Here is a 15,151-nt window from a genome sequence, read left to right on the forward strand (position 1 = left end):
TCCGGTCAGGGGGCGGGCAGGGCCTGGGCCCAGCGGATGATGGTCTGTGCCATCGGGGCGGTGGCCTTCGGTGCCTTGATGTCGCCGACCAGCACGTGCTGGCCCTTGGACTCGCTGTAGTCCACCGCCTGCATCTGCTTGGCGGGGGATCCTATGCGGGCAAAAGCGGCTTTGGTCTGTGCGGGCTCCACGGTCTGGTCTTTTTCGCTGTACAGCACCAGCAAGGGCGAGCGGAAGGCACTGAGGTCGCTCTCACGCACGCCTTTGACCAAGGCCATCATGGGGAAGAGTGCGCGTGTAGGGTAGACGTTGGTCCAGGCACCGTCTTCCGCTTCGCTTTCGGCGGGGCCGCCGCGGGTTTCGCCCTGCAGGGCGAAGGCAATTTGCTGGCCCCAGGGGCCGTTGATGATTTCTGCACGAGGGTCTTTGGGGCCGAAATTGGGCGACACAAACACATGGCCTGCCACCTGTGCGCTGTGGCCGTTGGTGCCGAGCCAAGTTGCCAGCGTAGAGCCTGTCGAGCAACTGATGACCAAGACTTTGTCGCCCAGTGTTTGGCCGATGCGCAAAGCCTCCTGGGCGTCTGCCAGCCAGTCTTGTACGGTGGCCTCACCCATCGCGGGCCCGGGGCGACCGTGGCCGGTGAGCCGGGTGTAAAAAGAGTTGGCGCCCAAGGCCTTGGCCACCATATCGGTCATCGGGGCCGTTTCCAGTCGGCTGGCAGAAAAACCATGGATATACACCACCGCCCAAGGCGTACGCTGACCGGCGGCGCCCGCCCAGACGATGCGTTTGTCGTTGTTGGGCTTGATGTCTGGAAATGCCGCCTCGCTCTTGCGAACCCAGTCGTCCAGCAGGGCAATCTCCTGCGGAGCTTGCGCGCGTGTGCTGGGGGTGTTGGGGCCAAAGGCGTTGCGCGGGCCAGCCAAGAATACCAGGACGACAAGCAACACCGCAGCGGCCAAAGCGGCCACCACACGAAACCAGGTTTTGCGAAACAGCGGGCGTGCGCCTGCAGAGGGGGGCATAGTCACGAGGGTCTCCCTACATCGAATAAGACTGCACCAAGTCACCGGAAGTGGGGCCCAGCGCAGCGGCATTTCCGGGCTTGGTGCCACGGTTTGTCGATAAGATGGTACACCGCTCACCGCCTTTATTTGCAACCCATGGAAGCCGCGTCATGAACCCACACAAACCTTTTGATGGACGTGTCCTGGTGGGGGCTGCAGGCTTGTTGCTGGGCCTTGGCGGGTGTGCTGATCTCAGCAATATGCTGGTCCAGTTGGGCTCCAGCCGTCCTACTGCTATCTTGCAGGTGCAAGGCCAACGCCTGGATGGCAAGTTGATCCTGAGCCCGGATCGCACAGGCACGCTGGAAGCCACTGCCAACCATGGGGAGCCCAGCTCCTGTCTGGGGGCACTGCGTTTTACTTCATCCACCCAGGGCGAGGTGGACCTGCGGTGCAACGACGGCACTGCCGCCGCGCTGAAGTTCAGCATGCTCACCGCAATCAAGGGATACGCCTACGGCGCCAGCCACAAAGGCCCCGTGGCACTGACATTTGGCATGATGGATGACGAGGCCCGGGCCTACCTGCAAAGCTCCCCAGCGGCGGTGACACCGTGAGCGCCAGCGTGGAGCAGGTCGACTGTGTGGTTGTGGGGGCAGGCGTGGTGGGGCTGGCTGTGGCCCGTGCGCTGGCGCAGGCGGGGCGCGAGGTGTTGGTGCTGGAGGCATGTGATGCCTTTGGCACCCAGACCAGTGCACGCAACAGCGAGGTCATCCACGCCGGTATTTACTACCCCGCGGGTTCTCTGAAGGCGCAACTGTGCGTGCGTGGCAAACAACTGCTGTACGACTACTGTGCGGAGCGTGGCCTGCCGCACCAGCGCTGTGGCAAATTCATTGTGGCCACCGATGCCGCCCAGGTGGCGCAGCTGCGGGGCATTCAGGCCAAAGCGGCGGCCAATGGGGTGCAGGACCTGGTGCTGCTGGACGCGGCCCAGGCCCGTGCCGCTGAACCCCAGCTGCAGTGCCTAGCGGCCCTGCATTCCCCCTCTACCGGTATTGTCGACAGCCATGCGCTCATGCTGGCGCTGCTGGGCGACCTGGAGCGTGCAGGCGGTGTTTTGGCACTAAATTCGCCTCTGGCCAGCGCCAATATTGCGCAAAAAGCTATCGATTTGATAGCGGAAGACGGCACCCGGCTGCGTGCTCGCACGGTGGTCAACGCAGCGGGTCTGCAAGCCCCGGCGCTGGCGGCGCGCTTTGCCGGGCTGACCCCGCAGCACGTGCCGCAGGCGCACTTTGCCAAGGGCAATTACTTCACCTTGGCCGGGCGCAGCCCGTTCTCGCGCCTGATTTATCCGGTGCCCGAAACCTCGGGGCTGGGAGTACACCTGACCATTGACCTGGGTGGCCAAGCGCGCTTTGGCCCCGACGTGCAGTGGGTCGATGACCCACAGGACCTGGCAGTGGACCCGGCGCGTGGCAACGCCTTTTATGCGGAGGTGCGCAAGTACTGGCCGGCACTGCCAGACCATGCTTTGCTGCCCGCCTACGCGGGCATGCGCCCCAAGATCGTTGGCCCAGGCCAAGCGGCTGCGGACTTCGTGATCCAAGGCCCCGCGGTACACGGCGTGCCCGGGCTGGTGAATTTGTTCGGCATTGAATCGCCGGGCTTGACCAGTGCCCTGGCCATCGCGGAATATGTGCAAACCTTGTTGGCGTCGCAATGACGGCATGGAACTTTTTGTTGGAAGGAATGATGATGGCTTTGTTGAAAAGAACAGCTTGGATGTGGACGCTGGGTGTGCTTGCCGTGGCGGGCTTGGCCGGGTGCGCGGCGGGGCCCGAAGTCCAAGGGCCGCTGCGCAAGGAAACCTTGCAGCTGCTGACCCAAAAAATGGAACTGCTCACCGTGAATGCGGGCCAGCCAGGCAAGGTGCTGCAGCGCACTGCGGTGACCGGCTTGCCTGCGGGTGAGAGCGTGGTGGGCATGGACTACCGCATTGCCAAGGGCGTGCTGTATGTGCTGAGCAGTGCAGGGCGGCTGTATACGTTGGATGTGCCCACGGGCGTGCTCAAACCGGTCGGCACCGGTGCAGGTGCTGCGCTGCAGGGGCAAGCCTTTGGCGTGGACTTCAACCCCGTGGCGGACCGTGTGCGGGTGGTCAGCAACACCGGCCAGAATATTCGTCTGCACCCCGATACTGGCGCCATGGCGGCTACCGACCCGGCACCAGCCTACGCCACGGGTGACGCACGTGCGGGTACCAAACCCGAGTTGGTGGCCGCGGGCTACACCTACAACAAGACCGACGAGAAGCTCACCACCAATTTCGCCATTGATCGCAATGGCGGCTACCTGGTGACCCAGGGCTCGCGCGAAGGCGTGCAGCCCGTGGTGTCTTTCAACACCGGCTTGCTGTTCAGTGTGGGGCCTTTGGGCATTGCGGACATGGTGGACGCCAATATGGACATCGCTGATGTCACCGGCGCAGCGTTTGCGACCGTGACGACCCAATCGCAGTCTGCCTCGCGCCTCTACAGCCTGGACCTTGCAAGTGGCAAAGCCACGCTGCTGGGCACGGTGGGCGACGGGAGCCGCGTGATCGGGCTCGCGGTGGAACCCTGATTTGCTACGAAATAAGGAGCTGCTCGCGCAGTGTTTGCGAGGGATAGAGCCTTATATCTTCATGTTCTTGATCGCCAGGGCTGCATCCTTCACAAGTGCTGGGCCCTGGTAAATCAGGCCGGTGTAGATCTGTACTACGTCCGCCCCCGCGTGGATCTTGCTCACCGCGTCGGCCGCGCTCATGATGCCGCCCACGCCGATGATGGGGAAATCCTTGCCTAGCGCGGCACGCAGCTGGCGAATTACCGCATTGCTTTTTTCCAGCACCGGGGCGCCCGACAGGCCGCCCGTTTCCTCGGCATGCGGCATGCCTTGGACGGCCTCGCGTGACAGGGTGGTGTTGGTGCCTATTACGCCCCAAGCGTTGTTGACTTGGCCGTTGCTGTCGGTGCCATAGCGCTTGAGCGTGGCAGCAATCACGGCCACCTGGTCGGCTTCCAGATCTGGGGCGATTTTCAGGAAGATAGGTTTGCGTTGGCCGTGCTTCTGGGCCAGCTGTTCGCGGCGTTCGGCAATCGCGCCCAGCAGCGCGTCCAGCGCCTCGTCGCTCTGCAGGCTGCGCAGGTTCTTGGTGTTGGGGCTGGAGATGTTGACGGTGATGTAGTCCGCATGCGGGTACACGCCGTCTAGGCAGATCAGGTAGTCGTCCGTGGCTTTCTCGATGGGCGTGGCGGCGTTCTTGCCGATGTTCAGGCCCAGCAGCAGCGACGGGTTTTTGCTCTGGCGCAAGGCAGACTGCTGCACGTTCGCAATGAAAGCGTCCAGCCCGCCGTTGTTAAAGCCCAGGCGGTTGATGAGCGCGTTGGCTGCGGGCAGGCGGAACATGCGGGGCTTGGGGTTGCCCGGTTGGGCCAGCGGGGTGACGGTGCCCACTTCCACAAAACCAAAGCCCATGGCGCCCAGGCCATCGATGCAGCGGGCGTTTTTGTCCAGCCCGGCGGCCATGCCCACGCGGTTGGGAAACTTCAGGCCCGCCAAGGTAATGGGGTCATTCACGCAGCCATTGCAGTACGCCAGCTTGAGCGGGTTCCCTTGGGTAGCTGCCAGGCCCGCCATGGTGATGTCGTGGGCGACCTCGGGGTCCAGATTGAACAAAACGCTGCGGGCGAGGGCGTAGGGCACCAGAGACATCGGATAATTCCTGCTTTCAGATTTCAACTCCCCGGATTGTCCCCCATGAGCACACCTACATCCCCCACCGTGTTGACCCAAGATGAACTCAAAACCCTGGTGGGCCAGGCCGCGCTGCAGTATGTGGTGCCCGGCGAGATTGTGGGCGTGGGCACCGGCTCCACCGTCAACAAGTTCATCGACGCGCTGGCCAGCATGAAAGACCAGATCAAGGGCGCCGTTTCCAGCTCCGTGGCCAGCACCGAACGCCTGCAGGCACTGGGCATCAAGGTGTTTGACAGCAATGCCGTGGACAAGTTGTCGGTCTATATCGATGGCGCGGACGAGATCGATGGCGCGGGCAATATGGTGAAGGGTGGTGGCGCGGCGCTGACGCGCGAAAAAATTGTGGCGGCACAGAGTGCCAAGTTTGTCTGCATTGCCGACGAATCCAAGTTGGTGCAGACGCTGGGCAAGTTCCCGCTGCCCGTGGAAGTCATCCCCATGGCCACGCAGCGCGTCATCGCCCAGTTTGCGGCCAAGGGCGGCGTGGGCAAGGTGCGCCAAAAGGATGGCAAGCCGTTGGTGACCGACAACGGCCAGTGGATTGTGGACGTGACGGGCCTGCAGATTACCGACCCGCTGGCCTTTGAGGCCGAAGTGAGCCAGTGGCCCGGTGTGGTGACCGTGGGCGTGTTCGCCTACCAGCGCGCCCAGGTCTGCCTGCTGGGCACTGCCGGCGGTGTCAAGACGCTGACCTTCTAAATACCTGTCAGCAAGGAGGGCAGGGCATGGCCGTCAATCATCTGGCCGAGGTGCTGACCCTCTCCAACACCCATATCGCCATTGAGGCGGCGGCTACGGTGGCTTTTGCATTGTCCGGCCTGATCGAAGCGGCGCGCAAGCGGCTCGATGCGGTCGGTGTGTGCATGGTGGCCGGGCTCACGGCCTTTGGCGGCGGCACACTGCGCGATGTGTTGCTGGACCGGCGTCCCTTCTTCTGGGTAGAGCATGCCAACTGGTTGTGGGCGCTGCTGGCCCTGTGTGTAGCGGCCATGCTGTTTTTGCGCGCCCGCCACTTCGAGCCGACCGAACGCGCCATGCAATGGCCCGATGCCTTGGGGCTGGGCTTGTTCACCGCGGGTGGCACCCACATCGCGTTGGAGATGGGCATGCCCGCCATCGTCGCCGTGCTCATGGGTATGGTGACAGCCGTGCTTGGCGGTGTCATGCGCGACGTGGTCTGCAATGAGATTCCGCGTGCCTTCCGCGACCATCAGCCGTATGCAGTGTGTTCGTTTGCCGGGGGCTGGGTGATGGTGGCAGCCTACGCACTGACTTGGCCGCTGTGGCTCGCTACGCTGGCCGCGGCAGGCACTGCAACGGTGTTTCGCCTGTTGGCGCTGTTGCGTGGCTGGAGCTTGCCGGAGTGGCGCTCCGGCGTCGGTCGCTGATCAGCCCTGGGCGGCAGGCGCCGTCATCATGCGCTCCACATAACGCGCAATCAGATCAATCTCCAGATTCACCTTTTTGCCCACGGCCAGCGTGTGCAGCGCCGTGTTCTGCACGGTGTGCGGAATCAGGTTGATGCTGACCTCGCAACCACCAGTCACATCGGCAATGCGGTTCACCGTCAGGCTTACGCCGTTGATGGTGATGGAGCCTTTGTAAGCCAGGTACTTGCCCAACGCCACCGGCGCCAGCACCCGCAGCGCCCAGCTTTCGCCCACCTGGGCAAAGTGGCTGACGGTGCCGATGCCATCCACGTGGCCGGACACCAAGTGGCCGCCCAGCCGGTCGTGCGCGCGCAGGGCTTTTTCGAGATTGATGGCCCCTAGAGTGTCCAGACCGGCGGTCTTGTCTAGCGATTCGGCTGAGATGTCGATGGTGAATTGGTTTTGGGCCACATCGAAGGTGGTCACCGTCATGCAGGCGCCATTGAGCGCAATGCTGTCGCCCAAGCCCACATCGTCCAGGTAGCCGGCGGGCGTCTGGATGGTGAGGCGCTTGCCATGGGTTGCGGAGTCGCCCAGAGCCTGGACGTCGGAAATGCGGCCTACGCCGGTAATGATGCCTGTGAACATAGGCAGGATTTTCGCAGGGAAAGGGCAGGGCGCTGGTCGCCACCGTGGCAAAACCCTAAAAGGCGTCTCGCCCCTGCACGCGCGCGACGATGCGCAGATCCGGCCCAATCATCTGGGTAGATTTGAAATCAAGCGCGACGCCCTGCGCCAGTTCGGTGAGTGGGCCTATGTTGAACATGCCCGAACCCTGGCCCAGCAGCTTCGGTGCGAGGTACACCACGAATTCATCCACCAGGCCTTCGCGCAACAGCGAGCCGTTGAGTTTGAAGCCCGCTTCCACGTGCAGCTCGTTGATCTCACGCTGGCCCAAGTCCTTGAGCATCGCGGCCAAGTCCACCTTGCCGGTAGCTTGGCCCTCGGCGTCGTGGCCGGGCAAGTAAATCACCTGGGCGCCGCATGCCTCCAGCGCCGCTTGTTTGGCATCATTTCGGGCTGCAGCATAGATAAATACTGCGCGACCAGCTATAAAAAAAGGAGCGTCTGGCGGTGTTTGCAGGTCGCTGTCAACCACCACCAAATGTGGCTGGCGCGGTGTATCTACCAGGCGCACATCTAGCCGGGGCTTGTCTGCCAAGACGGTACCAATGCCGGTCAAGATGGCACAAGACCGCGCGCGCCAGGCATGACCATCCGCGCGCGCTTCGGCAGACGTGATCCATTGGCTGGCGCCATTGTCCAGTGCAGTCGTGCCATCCAGAGAGGCCGCAACCTTGAGGCGCACCCAAGGTGTCTTGCGCACCATGCGGCTGAAGAAGCCGATGTTGAGTTCACGCGAGGCAATGGCCAGCGGATCCGCGGGGTCCAAAACCTCCACCGCAACCCCCGCAGCCCGCAACCTGGCAAAGCCCTGGCCCGCTACTAGCGGGTTGGGGTCCAGGTTGGTAGCCACCACCTTCTTGATACCTGCAGCAACTAGCGCATCGCAGCAAGGGCCGGTGCGGCCATGGTGGGAGCAGGGCTCCAGGGTGACGTAGGCCGTCGCCCCTTGTACTGGATGGCCTTGTGCCGCGGCATCACGCAGCGCCATGACTTCGGCATGTGGGCCACCAGCACGTTGGGTGTGGCCTTGGCCCAAAAGTACGCCATCTGCATTGGTGAGAAGGCAGCCTACACGGGGATTTGGGTTTGAAACGTGGAGGGCAGCTGCAGCGCTGCGCAATGCGGCGGAAATCAAATGAGAACTTGCGTTGACTGAACTTGGTGCCTCAGAGGCTATGGGGCGCACGGAGGGCAATGATCAATTTCATTGAAGTTCAGCGCCAGCATTCCGCTACTTGGGCTGCGGTTGCCGCGCCGCCATATCCGGTTACGCCGCGAACACCTGCCTGGGTAATGGACAGACCGCCACAAACATCGTTTTCCATCGCTCGCCCTGCCATGGGGCGCATGATCAATGTAAATGTTGTGGCGTTCGCCGCGCTGGCATTGGCTCCCGTATCGCCAATGTCATAAATTTGAACTCCGTCCGCCGGTGCTCGGCGAAATCCCGCTGGCATCACAGCCCACACGGTATTTGCATTGGCTCGGTCAACGCTGTAATTGTCATTGGCCGCATAGAAGCGCTGCATGTACTGTGCAGCTTGCATGAGCTGCGCACGTGCGGCTGCGCGGTGACCACGCTGGACATATGTCTGGTAGGAGGGGAGTGCGACCGCAACCAAGATGCCAATGATGGCTACCACGATCATTAGCTCAATCAAGGTGAAGCCAACTACGGAATGTCGCTTGCTTGGGCGCGCCATGAAAATTTCTCGTGTCATATCTGTTGAATCTTGGCTTTAGTTGTTGGTCCGCAGGAAAAGCTGTCGCCAAGACCGATTGAGTGTGGTTCCTTCACATACCACGGAAGGGTTCGCCGTGCGGTAGGCAGGGAGCGCGCAACATTCAGACTGGTGAGCCGCTGCGTATGCCGCACTGGTCAAACAAGTGCCACAAGTCTCCGGGTGGGCAGCTGCGTAAGTTGGATTGTTCTGACAGGTTGGAGAGCACTCTGAAGGATGTGCCGCTGCATATGTTGGACTATTCTGGCAGGTTTCGGTGGGAGGATCGCCAGCCCGGAACGTAGTTCCACCTGAGGAGCTTTGAGCATTACGCAGTCCTGTGTCCAAATTGGAGCTGTCAAGCAGCGTCAAAATCACGTCGCGACCGTCCGCCAAGGTCGTGTAGCCACAAATATCTTGCGCATCAGAAGAGTTGATTTGTCCGTCATTGTTGGTGTCCAAGGTTCCACCAACCCGGCATATCCCCGTGAGCGGATCAATGACCAAATTCAAACCATTGCTCTTGGACGCCTTGCAGCTGGTCGCACTTGCATCAGGCGTAACCGTATCAATTTTCACGACTTTGAGGATCTGCTCAACGGGATCGATGACCCGCTGCCCTGGGCGTTGGGGCAAATTGAATTCGATTTTCCAACCGCGCCGCGTGTTCCAGTCGATGGAAGTCACTCCGTTGACATAACTAGGGATGACATAAGACGAGCTTGCGGTCGGGTTTTGCAAGGTCTGTGTCACCGGTTCAAGCGAAGAGTCACTAATCGTATCAGCTCCACTGGAGCCGAAGGGCTTGCGATCCCACAGGCCAAAAGCTGCTTGGTTCACACTGGGTACGGCGGTGTCCCCAGCCTCAAAAAGCTTGCCTGTTGCAACCGTCACCATATAACTGGGTGAGTAACTTGGTTGGTCCGTACGTTCCATTACAGCAGGTTGGGCGGTGATCGGCATGCGAACGCCTCCACTTTCGGCCGTAAACAGAGCTACGCCGCCATTGCCCAATCCCCAGCTTGCGGGACTGCTGCTGCTCAGGTCAAATTTCCACAACCGTCCTTTCAGGTCGCCCGCATAAGCTCCAATAATTTGCTTGTTGGCATTCAATACCAAACGAACGCCACCGAGCCCATTACCCGTAGTCGCATCTGTATCTATGCGTCTCAATAGTCGGCCAGTAGCTGTCTCTACGATGAACAGGCTAGCTTTTCCGGATGCACTGTCATAGCCGTTGCCGAACACTGAAACCCAGTCTCCTCCAACGGTGGTTCCGTTCTGTACGGGCGACAGCACGTGCCCCAATTCAGAGAAAGAGGTACTTGTGTTTCCAGGCATGACGGGGAAAGCGGGGTCAGGATTAATTTCCCACAAAACTGATTTGTTATTCATGCTTGTCAAATCACTGACGTTTAAAGCATAAACCGCTTTGGCACCCGCACCGGTAGTCCCCACAATCAGGTTTTTCCAACCCAAGGAAGAACCAGAAGATGTCAGGTTGGGCGTCGTTACATAGGCATCAACTTCTGTGATGGGGCCATCAACAGTAAAGGTGTGTGCATAGGCGTAACCCGATGTGCTCAGGGCTTCAAGCTTGCCCAGTACGGAACGCGGCATGAATGCCACCAGTTCACGTCCAGGTGCATTTGCGGCATAGCCCTCAGCAAATGCGTGGAGCATGCCGTCGTTCGCACCCACAAACAATGCACCCTCCGTGCGTGCAGCTTTGCTAGCCATGTAGGTGGCGAATGAGCCTTGCCCCGGTGTACCGCTTGGTAATAGGTTGTACTCGGGATAGGTGTTGTTCTTGATAAACGCAGGTGTCGAGTTGACGATGTCACCCAAGATCGCCTGGCGTTTGCGCAAGGAGGTACCTTCATTGGAACGATCGCCACGCAGGAAATTAATGACGTCATTGGACACCGCGCTGGCCATTTGCATGTTGGCGTTGCTACCTTTGAGGTTATGTGTCGCGTTGTTCACATTAGTTGGGTTGAATGCAACAGCTTGGGTTGCAGCATTTACCCACACCAGTATGTTTCTGTCGGCGTAAGACGCAGGAAAAGTCGTTACTCCGGTGGGCTGACCATTGCCATCAGTCGCAATGACTTGCCATACCCTGGCCTGGGTTGCAACGTTCACCATCTCCAAGTTACCCCACCAAGAGCCGCTGGTGAAATAGGGCACAAATTTCTGAGTCCCGGTTGTGAGCGTTACCGCCGAAGCCGCCACACCCGCTTGCGAGAATTCCTGTCCGGCAATACTGCCGATTACGTTGCCCAAGTCGGTGGCGAATTGCGCAGCATTATTGACCTTCAGAAACTCACCACCGCCGTTGTGCGCCGCGTGTCGCATGTCATCGATGGTGGTGGGCTCATTGGCAACAGGCGCTGTCCAATTCAAAGCGCCTTGTTTCGCTTGAGCCACGGCTGCTTCGGTCATCCTGCCAGAGGCCCCAAAGCTCACCATATAGGATGTCATGTTTTGCCAAAAAGGGGGCGCACTGGGACCACCTGCTCCATAGTCGTCGGGCAGGTCCGGCCGCAAGTCAGAGACCCAGTATTTCAGCGCCACATCTGCCAAGGTATTGCTTGTTCCTCCGGTGCCGTTGGTATTGTCGGATTTGCCAATACTTCTTGCATCAGCTGCACTTCCAGGGGTGTATTTGTAGGTTTGTGTGGGTGTTGCAGTAGCATGGGTAAGCAAGGGGCCATTCTGGCCATCAACATTTCCCACGTTCGGCCTTGCCTGAACGCCACTCAGGCCATCGTTGTAAAAGCCGTCTGTAATCATCAATGTGAAAGAGCGTCGGCAAGAGAGATGGCTGGTCGCGGTTTCCCCCGCAGGCGGTGCACTAGGGTTTGCTCCCCAAGGACCGGAGTTTGCAGTACTGCTGTAGTAGATGCCTGCACGATTGAGGCCTGCGCGCAGTGGCGTTCCACTTCCTTCGCCCGATGCTCGAGCATCTAGCCAAGTGTAAAACGCAGTTTTGGCAAGACCGTAATCTTGCATGGTGTTGGGGGAGCCGTAGATCGTGCCGTAGGCTAGTCGAAAGTTGTCTATTTGGCTGGCAAAGGCCCCGCCAATTCCAGTTTTTGCCGCAGCCATGCGGTCAAAGTTGTAGGCCCGCCAATTGGCAATGTTTTGCCGTTCTTCAGCCAAATTGCAAGTCGCGGCCGCGCAATCAGTGCGACTACCCCCGTGGGCGCCGAAAATATTCGTTGCTGTTGTCGTTCCGTTGTTCAACCTGAAGCCGCCAGTGCGAACTTCATACTTATCGTATTTGTTCGCGTCGGTGAGTTGTGCTGATGTGGTGTAAGTTGTTGGATCTTGGCCACTTTTGGGCATGTACAGGGTGACAACTGAAGTGTTGTTTACGGTTGCATTGCCTTGCAAGGCTCCGGTAGCGGTATAGCCGCGCGCGTATCGAATTTTGGGGTTGTAGAACAACAAATTATTGACGGGCGATGCATGTCGGAGGTCATCACTGTCCAGACACGAATCTGTCAGGCCAGACCAAGTGGCACCTTCGGAGATAAAAAGATCCGTCACGTGTTTGGCATACACGCATTCCCAGGCCATGGACCCCGATGTGTCAAATACCAAGGCAATATTGGGGCGCACAGCCGCTGTACTGTTTAGCAGCGGGGACTGTGCGACAACAGAAAACGCGAATGAACTGCTAAGCGATAAGACCAAGGCAACCGTGATGCTGCGGAGAGTGGAGTATTTCATGAGCATTTCTCCTGAGGGCGTTAGTTCATGGTGATGACAGATTGCAACCACACTTCGGTGCCAACAGGCAGAGTCCCGTTTTTGGGATTGGGGGCTGCAGGGACTTCGGGACCGAATCCTCTAGCTGTCGTAACAAATACTTTGGTGTTCCCTGCGGATGTGTACTGCGACATACATTCTGGGGGACGTTGAAAGTACAGGCCGTTGCCGCCCACACCGTCACCCGCGGCAGCAAATGGCGCGATCTGCGGCGAGTTGGCGCCTGGCGCACTATCCCAAAAGTTTTGTCCCGCGTTGATTTCCCAATTGAAGATTCCAGCCCCCGGGGCCGCGCTAGGAATCAACCCTCCCAAATTTGGGGCATTTTTTGTGTTGTCCATGGCGTAGGCCTGTACCAGCGCCTCACAGTACCGCAGCGCTGCTTCTGCGGATTGTTGTCCCAAGGTTTTCAATCGATCTTGGTTGGCAATTTGCTCGGAAGATGAGGCACCCCGGATCGAAACACTGGCAAGGATAGTCAATACCATTAGCAGCAACAGGGCAACGACCAGAACGACGCCGCTTTGCTGGGTATTACTATGCCGCAAGGACATATGTTTAGTCATTGAAACCTACTCCATGGTTGCGCAGAAGCACCGTAGTGCGATACGCGCGGCGCAACCTCCCGTCCGCAATTGCAACTACATTGTCATTGCAATCCCGATAAGAAGGAGCGGATTCAGTATCTCGGAGGATGGGGGCTTCACTGACCACCACCACACATACACGGGCAGCGACAACCTTTTTCCAACGTTCTAGTGCCGTAAGCGCTGCAAAAGTAGCGTCTGCTGGTGCGCCATTGATGTCGGTAGCTGAGTAATAGCCCTGTACTACTTTGTTGTCTGCCGCGCTTCCGATACCAAACAGGAAGGTCATACTTTCAATATTCTCTGCCAATACTTGAGGTACCTGATTGAGCGTTAGGCGCGGCAAGGCTCCACCACTACCCAGGCAAGTCAGCGCATTGTTGGCGATGTAGAGGCGAGATTGCGCAGTGTAGTAATTTCCGCCCGCGATGGAGACGCCCTGTGCAACTATGCCGTTGCCTATGCAGTCCATGGGCAAGTTTCCGGCAGTGTTCCTGCCGCTTACCAAATCGGATTCGGAAACAACGGCAAGTGCACCGCCACTTCCGCCTGCGTTGCAAGTCAATCCACTGACCAGTAGCGCGGTGTTGTCTGTAAATCCGTTAGGGCATGCAAACAAGCCCCAGCCCCCTTGGCCTAAATCGTTTACGGCAGTTGAGGTCGGGCCAGTCGGGCGACGTGGGTTGTATCCGGCTTTGCGTAACTCTTGGGTTATGACAGACAGCGCCATTTGCGCATCCTCGTTCATTTGCCCTTGGGCTGCTGCGTAACGGGTCGCTGCGGCACCCGTCACGTACATGACCAGCATAGCCCCGATGACCACAATTCCAAGCGTGATCGATATCAGTAACTCAACGAGGGTAAAACCATTTTGATGCAGACGGACTGGAGTGCCGTTTGCAAAAGCAGGCTGTGGCCGGCGGTTCATAACTGCACCCGCATGTAAAAGCAGCGTGGCAGTGTGGCAAGGGCTCTTGCCGCCGCAGAGCAGTTGTCTGCATTGCCTTCTGCCGCAACGAGTATGCCTGGTTCTTGCCATGTAATCCAAATGTCAGCGGTTGAGCGGGCGGGCGCTACAGCCACGTTTGCAACCACCTGAACGCCGCCCAAAGGCAAACCTGAGCGTACCCGACGCTGAAAGCTAGTGATGTCGTAGGCCGCCAAATTGGCAGCAGTGTTACAAAACGGATACTCCGCAGGTGCTACGTCTTCGTCGGCAACTCCAGGGCATGCTGTCAAATTTGGTGCGCCTGGATTCGCTTGCGACATGAAGGCAACGTTGTAGTTGCCTGCGTTCAAACCAGCAGGGTTGACCCGTATCAGCTCTGCAAGTTCATTTGCCATCGTACTGGCAACGGATCTGTAGACGGCATTTTTTTGGGCTGCAATAGAGTAGGCTTGCATGCCTGCCACGGCCATCATTCCCAAAGATAGGAGTAGGATGGAGATCAAAATCTCAATTAAAGTCGCGCCATTCTGATGCGATCGAAGTATCTTGGATGAGCGCTTCAGCATGCCGCTTCTCCTGTGAGGAGCCTGACCCTTCCAACGGAGTTCATGCAAAGCGTTCTGGCAAAGCTCGGGTCCGTTGCAGCTGTCCCGGACGGATGAACCAACCATCTGCCTTGTTGACCAATTGCTCTGCCTGTGCCGTCGTAAACCACATTGTTACGAGTGCTGACGGCAGACGTCAGTGGTGCAGCACCTACGGCAAAAAAATCTGCCAGGCCCGTTAAGGGCTCCTGCACGCGCAAAACGCTGTCTCCGCCGGCATTGTTAAACGCACCGTTGCCGTTTTCATCAACGAAGACGACCCAGCCAGACGCCCAGCCTAATACTGCGAGGCCATCACCCGCTCCACAAACAGGTATCGCTGCGACCGGGTTGTTGCTCCTGCAAATCGTCACGCTTTTGCCTCTGCGCATGGCTTCGCCACGGGCGTATCGGGTGTCAGAAATAAAGTTATTGACAGCTTTGGTCACTGAAGAGCGAGAAATCAGCGCCGAAAAAGAGGGCGCTGCGAGGGTAATCAAAATACCGATGATGGCGACGACGACCATGAGCTCTATGAGGCTGAAGCCGCGCTGGTCCAAATTGCGAGAGCAACTAAGCTCCAGAGACGTAGGACAAATGTCGATAGAGTGAATTCTGACTTTCCGCATGCGACGATGGTAGTCGCGGTGTCTCGATCCTCT

The 15,151-nt window shown here is 58.9% G+C and carries 15 protein-coding genes; 5 read left to right on the forward strand and 10 right to left on the reverse strand.

Annotated elements, in window-relative coordinates; translation table 11 throughout:
* Positions 1–5: 5 nt before the first annotated feature.
* Positions 6–1,034: an alpha/beta fold hydrolase gene (locus tag CHU94_RS08690; protein ID WP_141211429.1), complete on the reverse strand. Its 1,029-nt coding sequence runs from the start codon at positions 1,032–1,034 to the stop codon at positions 6–8.
* 146 nt (positions 1,035–1,180) lie between these two features.
* Here CHU94_RS08690 and CHU94_RS08695 point away from each other — a divergent pair, with 146 nt between their 5' ends.
* Genes CHU94_RS08695 through CHU94_RS08705 form a run of 3 tightly spaced genes read left to right on the forward strand, consistent with a single transcriptional unit; the run spans position 1,181 to position 3,638 of the window.
* A complete protein-coding gene (locus CHU94_RS08695; protein WP_094478773.1) occupies positions 1,181–1,627 on the forward strand; it encodes a hypothetical protein in 447 nt (148 codons plus the stop codon).
* An 8-nt stretch (positions 1,628–1,635) separates the two neighbouring features.
* Positions 1,636–2,739, forward strand: a complete 1,104-nt coding sequence (locus tag CHU94_RS08700) for an NAD(P)/FAD-dependent oxidoreductase (RefSeq protein ID WP_094479350.1) — start codon at positions 1,636–1,638, stop codon at positions 2,737–2,739.
* 32 nt (positions 2,740–2,771) lie between these two features.
* Complete coding sequence (locus CHU94_RS08705; RefSeq protein ID WP_094479352.1) at positions 2,772–3,638, forward strand: DUF4394 domain-containing protein; 867 nt, start codon at positions 2,772–2,774, stop codon at positions 3,636–3,638.
* Between the two features lie 51 nt (positions 3,639–3,689).
* Here CHU94_RS08705 and CHU94_RS08710 read toward each other — a convergent pair whose 3' ends face one another.
* Entirely contained in the window at positions 3,690–4,769 is a 1,080-nt protein-coding gene (locus tag CHU94_RS08710) for a quinone-dependent dihydroorotate dehydrogenase (protein WP_094478775.1), read from the reverse strand.
* A gap of 45 nt (positions 4,770–4,814) precedes the next feature.
* Here CHU94_RS08710 and rpiA point away from each other — a divergent pair, with 45 nt between their 5' ends.
* Entirely contained in the window at positions 4,815–5,513 is a 699-nt protein-coding gene (rpiA, locus tag CHU94_RS08715; RefSeq protein ID WP_094478777.1) for a ribose-5-phosphate isomerase RpiA, read from the forward strand.
* A 26-nt stretch (positions 5,514–5,539) separates the two neighbouring features.
* Positions 5,540–6,202: a trimeric intracellular cation channel family protein gene (locus tag CHU94_RS08720; RefSeq protein WP_094478779.1), complete on the forward strand. Its 663-nt coding sequence runs from the start codon at positions 5,540–5,542 to the stop codon at positions 6,200–6,202.
* On the opposite strand, the gene CHU94_RS08725 is transcribed toward CHU94_RS08720, so the two are convergent.
* From CHU94_RS08725 to CHU94_RS08760, 8 genes are all read right to left on the reverse strand, one after another.
* A complete protein-coding gene (locus tag CHU94_RS08725) occupies positions 6,203–6,832 on the reverse strand; it encodes a riboflavin synthase (RefSeq protein ID WP_094478781.1) in 630 nt (209 codons plus the stop codon). It lies immediately after the preceding gene.
* 55 nt (positions 6,833–6,887) lie between these two features.
* Positions 6,888–8,006: a bifunctional diaminohydroxyphosphoribosylaminopyrimidine deaminase/5-amino-6-(5-phosphoribosylamino)uracil reductase RibD gene (gene ribD / locus CHU94_RS08730; protein WP_094478783.1), complete on the reverse strand. Its 1,119-nt coding sequence runs from the start codon at positions 8,004–8,006 to the stop codon at positions 6,888–6,890.
* 79 nt (positions 8,007–8,085) lie between these two features.
* Positions 8,086–8,592: a type IV pilin protein gene (locus CHU94_RS08735; RefSeq protein WP_094478785.1), complete on the reverse strand. Its 507-nt coding sequence runs from the start codon at positions 8,590–8,592 to the stop codon at positions 8,086–8,088.
* An 18-nt stretch (positions 8,593–8,610) separates the two neighbouring features.
* Complete coding sequence (locus CHU94_RS08740) at positions 8,611–12,330, reverse strand: pilus assembly protein (protein ID WP_176451968.1); 3,720 nt, start codon at positions 12,328–12,330, stop codon at positions 8,611–8,613.
* Positions 12,331–12,350: 20 nt separating this feature from the next.
* Positions 12,351–12,935 (reverse strand): PilX N-terminal domain-containing pilus assembly protein, encoded by a 585-nt coding sequence (locus CHU94_RS08745; RefSeq protein ID WP_094478789.1) that lies wholly within the window; start codon positions 12,933–12,935, stop codon positions 12,351–12,353.
* A complete protein-coding gene (locus tag CHU94_RS08750) occupies positions 12,928–13,884 on the reverse strand; it encodes a PilW family protein (protein ID WP_176451969.1) in 957 nt (318 codons plus the stop codon). Before CHU94_RS08750 ends, CHU94_RS08745 begins: the two co-directional genes overlap by 8 nt.
* Positions 13,881–14,471, reverse strand: a complete 591-nt coding sequence (gene pilV / locus CHU94_RS08755) for a type IV pilus modification protein PilV (RefSeq protein ID WP_176451970.1) — start codon at positions 14,469–14,471, stop codon at positions 13,881–13,883. Before pilV ends, CHU94_RS08750 begins: the two co-directional genes overlap by 4 nt.
* Positions 14,465–15,118, reverse strand: a complete 654-nt coding sequence (locus CHU94_RS08760; RefSeq protein WP_094478795.1) for a GspH/FimT family pseudopilin — start codon at positions 15,116–15,118, stop codon at positions 14,465–14,467. Before CHU94_RS08760 ends, pilV begins: the two co-directional genes overlap by 7 nt.
* Positions 15,119–15,151 lie beyond the last annotated feature (33 nt).

The organism is Rhodoferax sp. TH121, from assembly GCF_002251855.1.
Classification (GTDB): Bacteria; Pseudomonadota; Gammaproteobacteria; order Burkholderiales; family Burkholderiaceae_C; genus Allorhodoferax.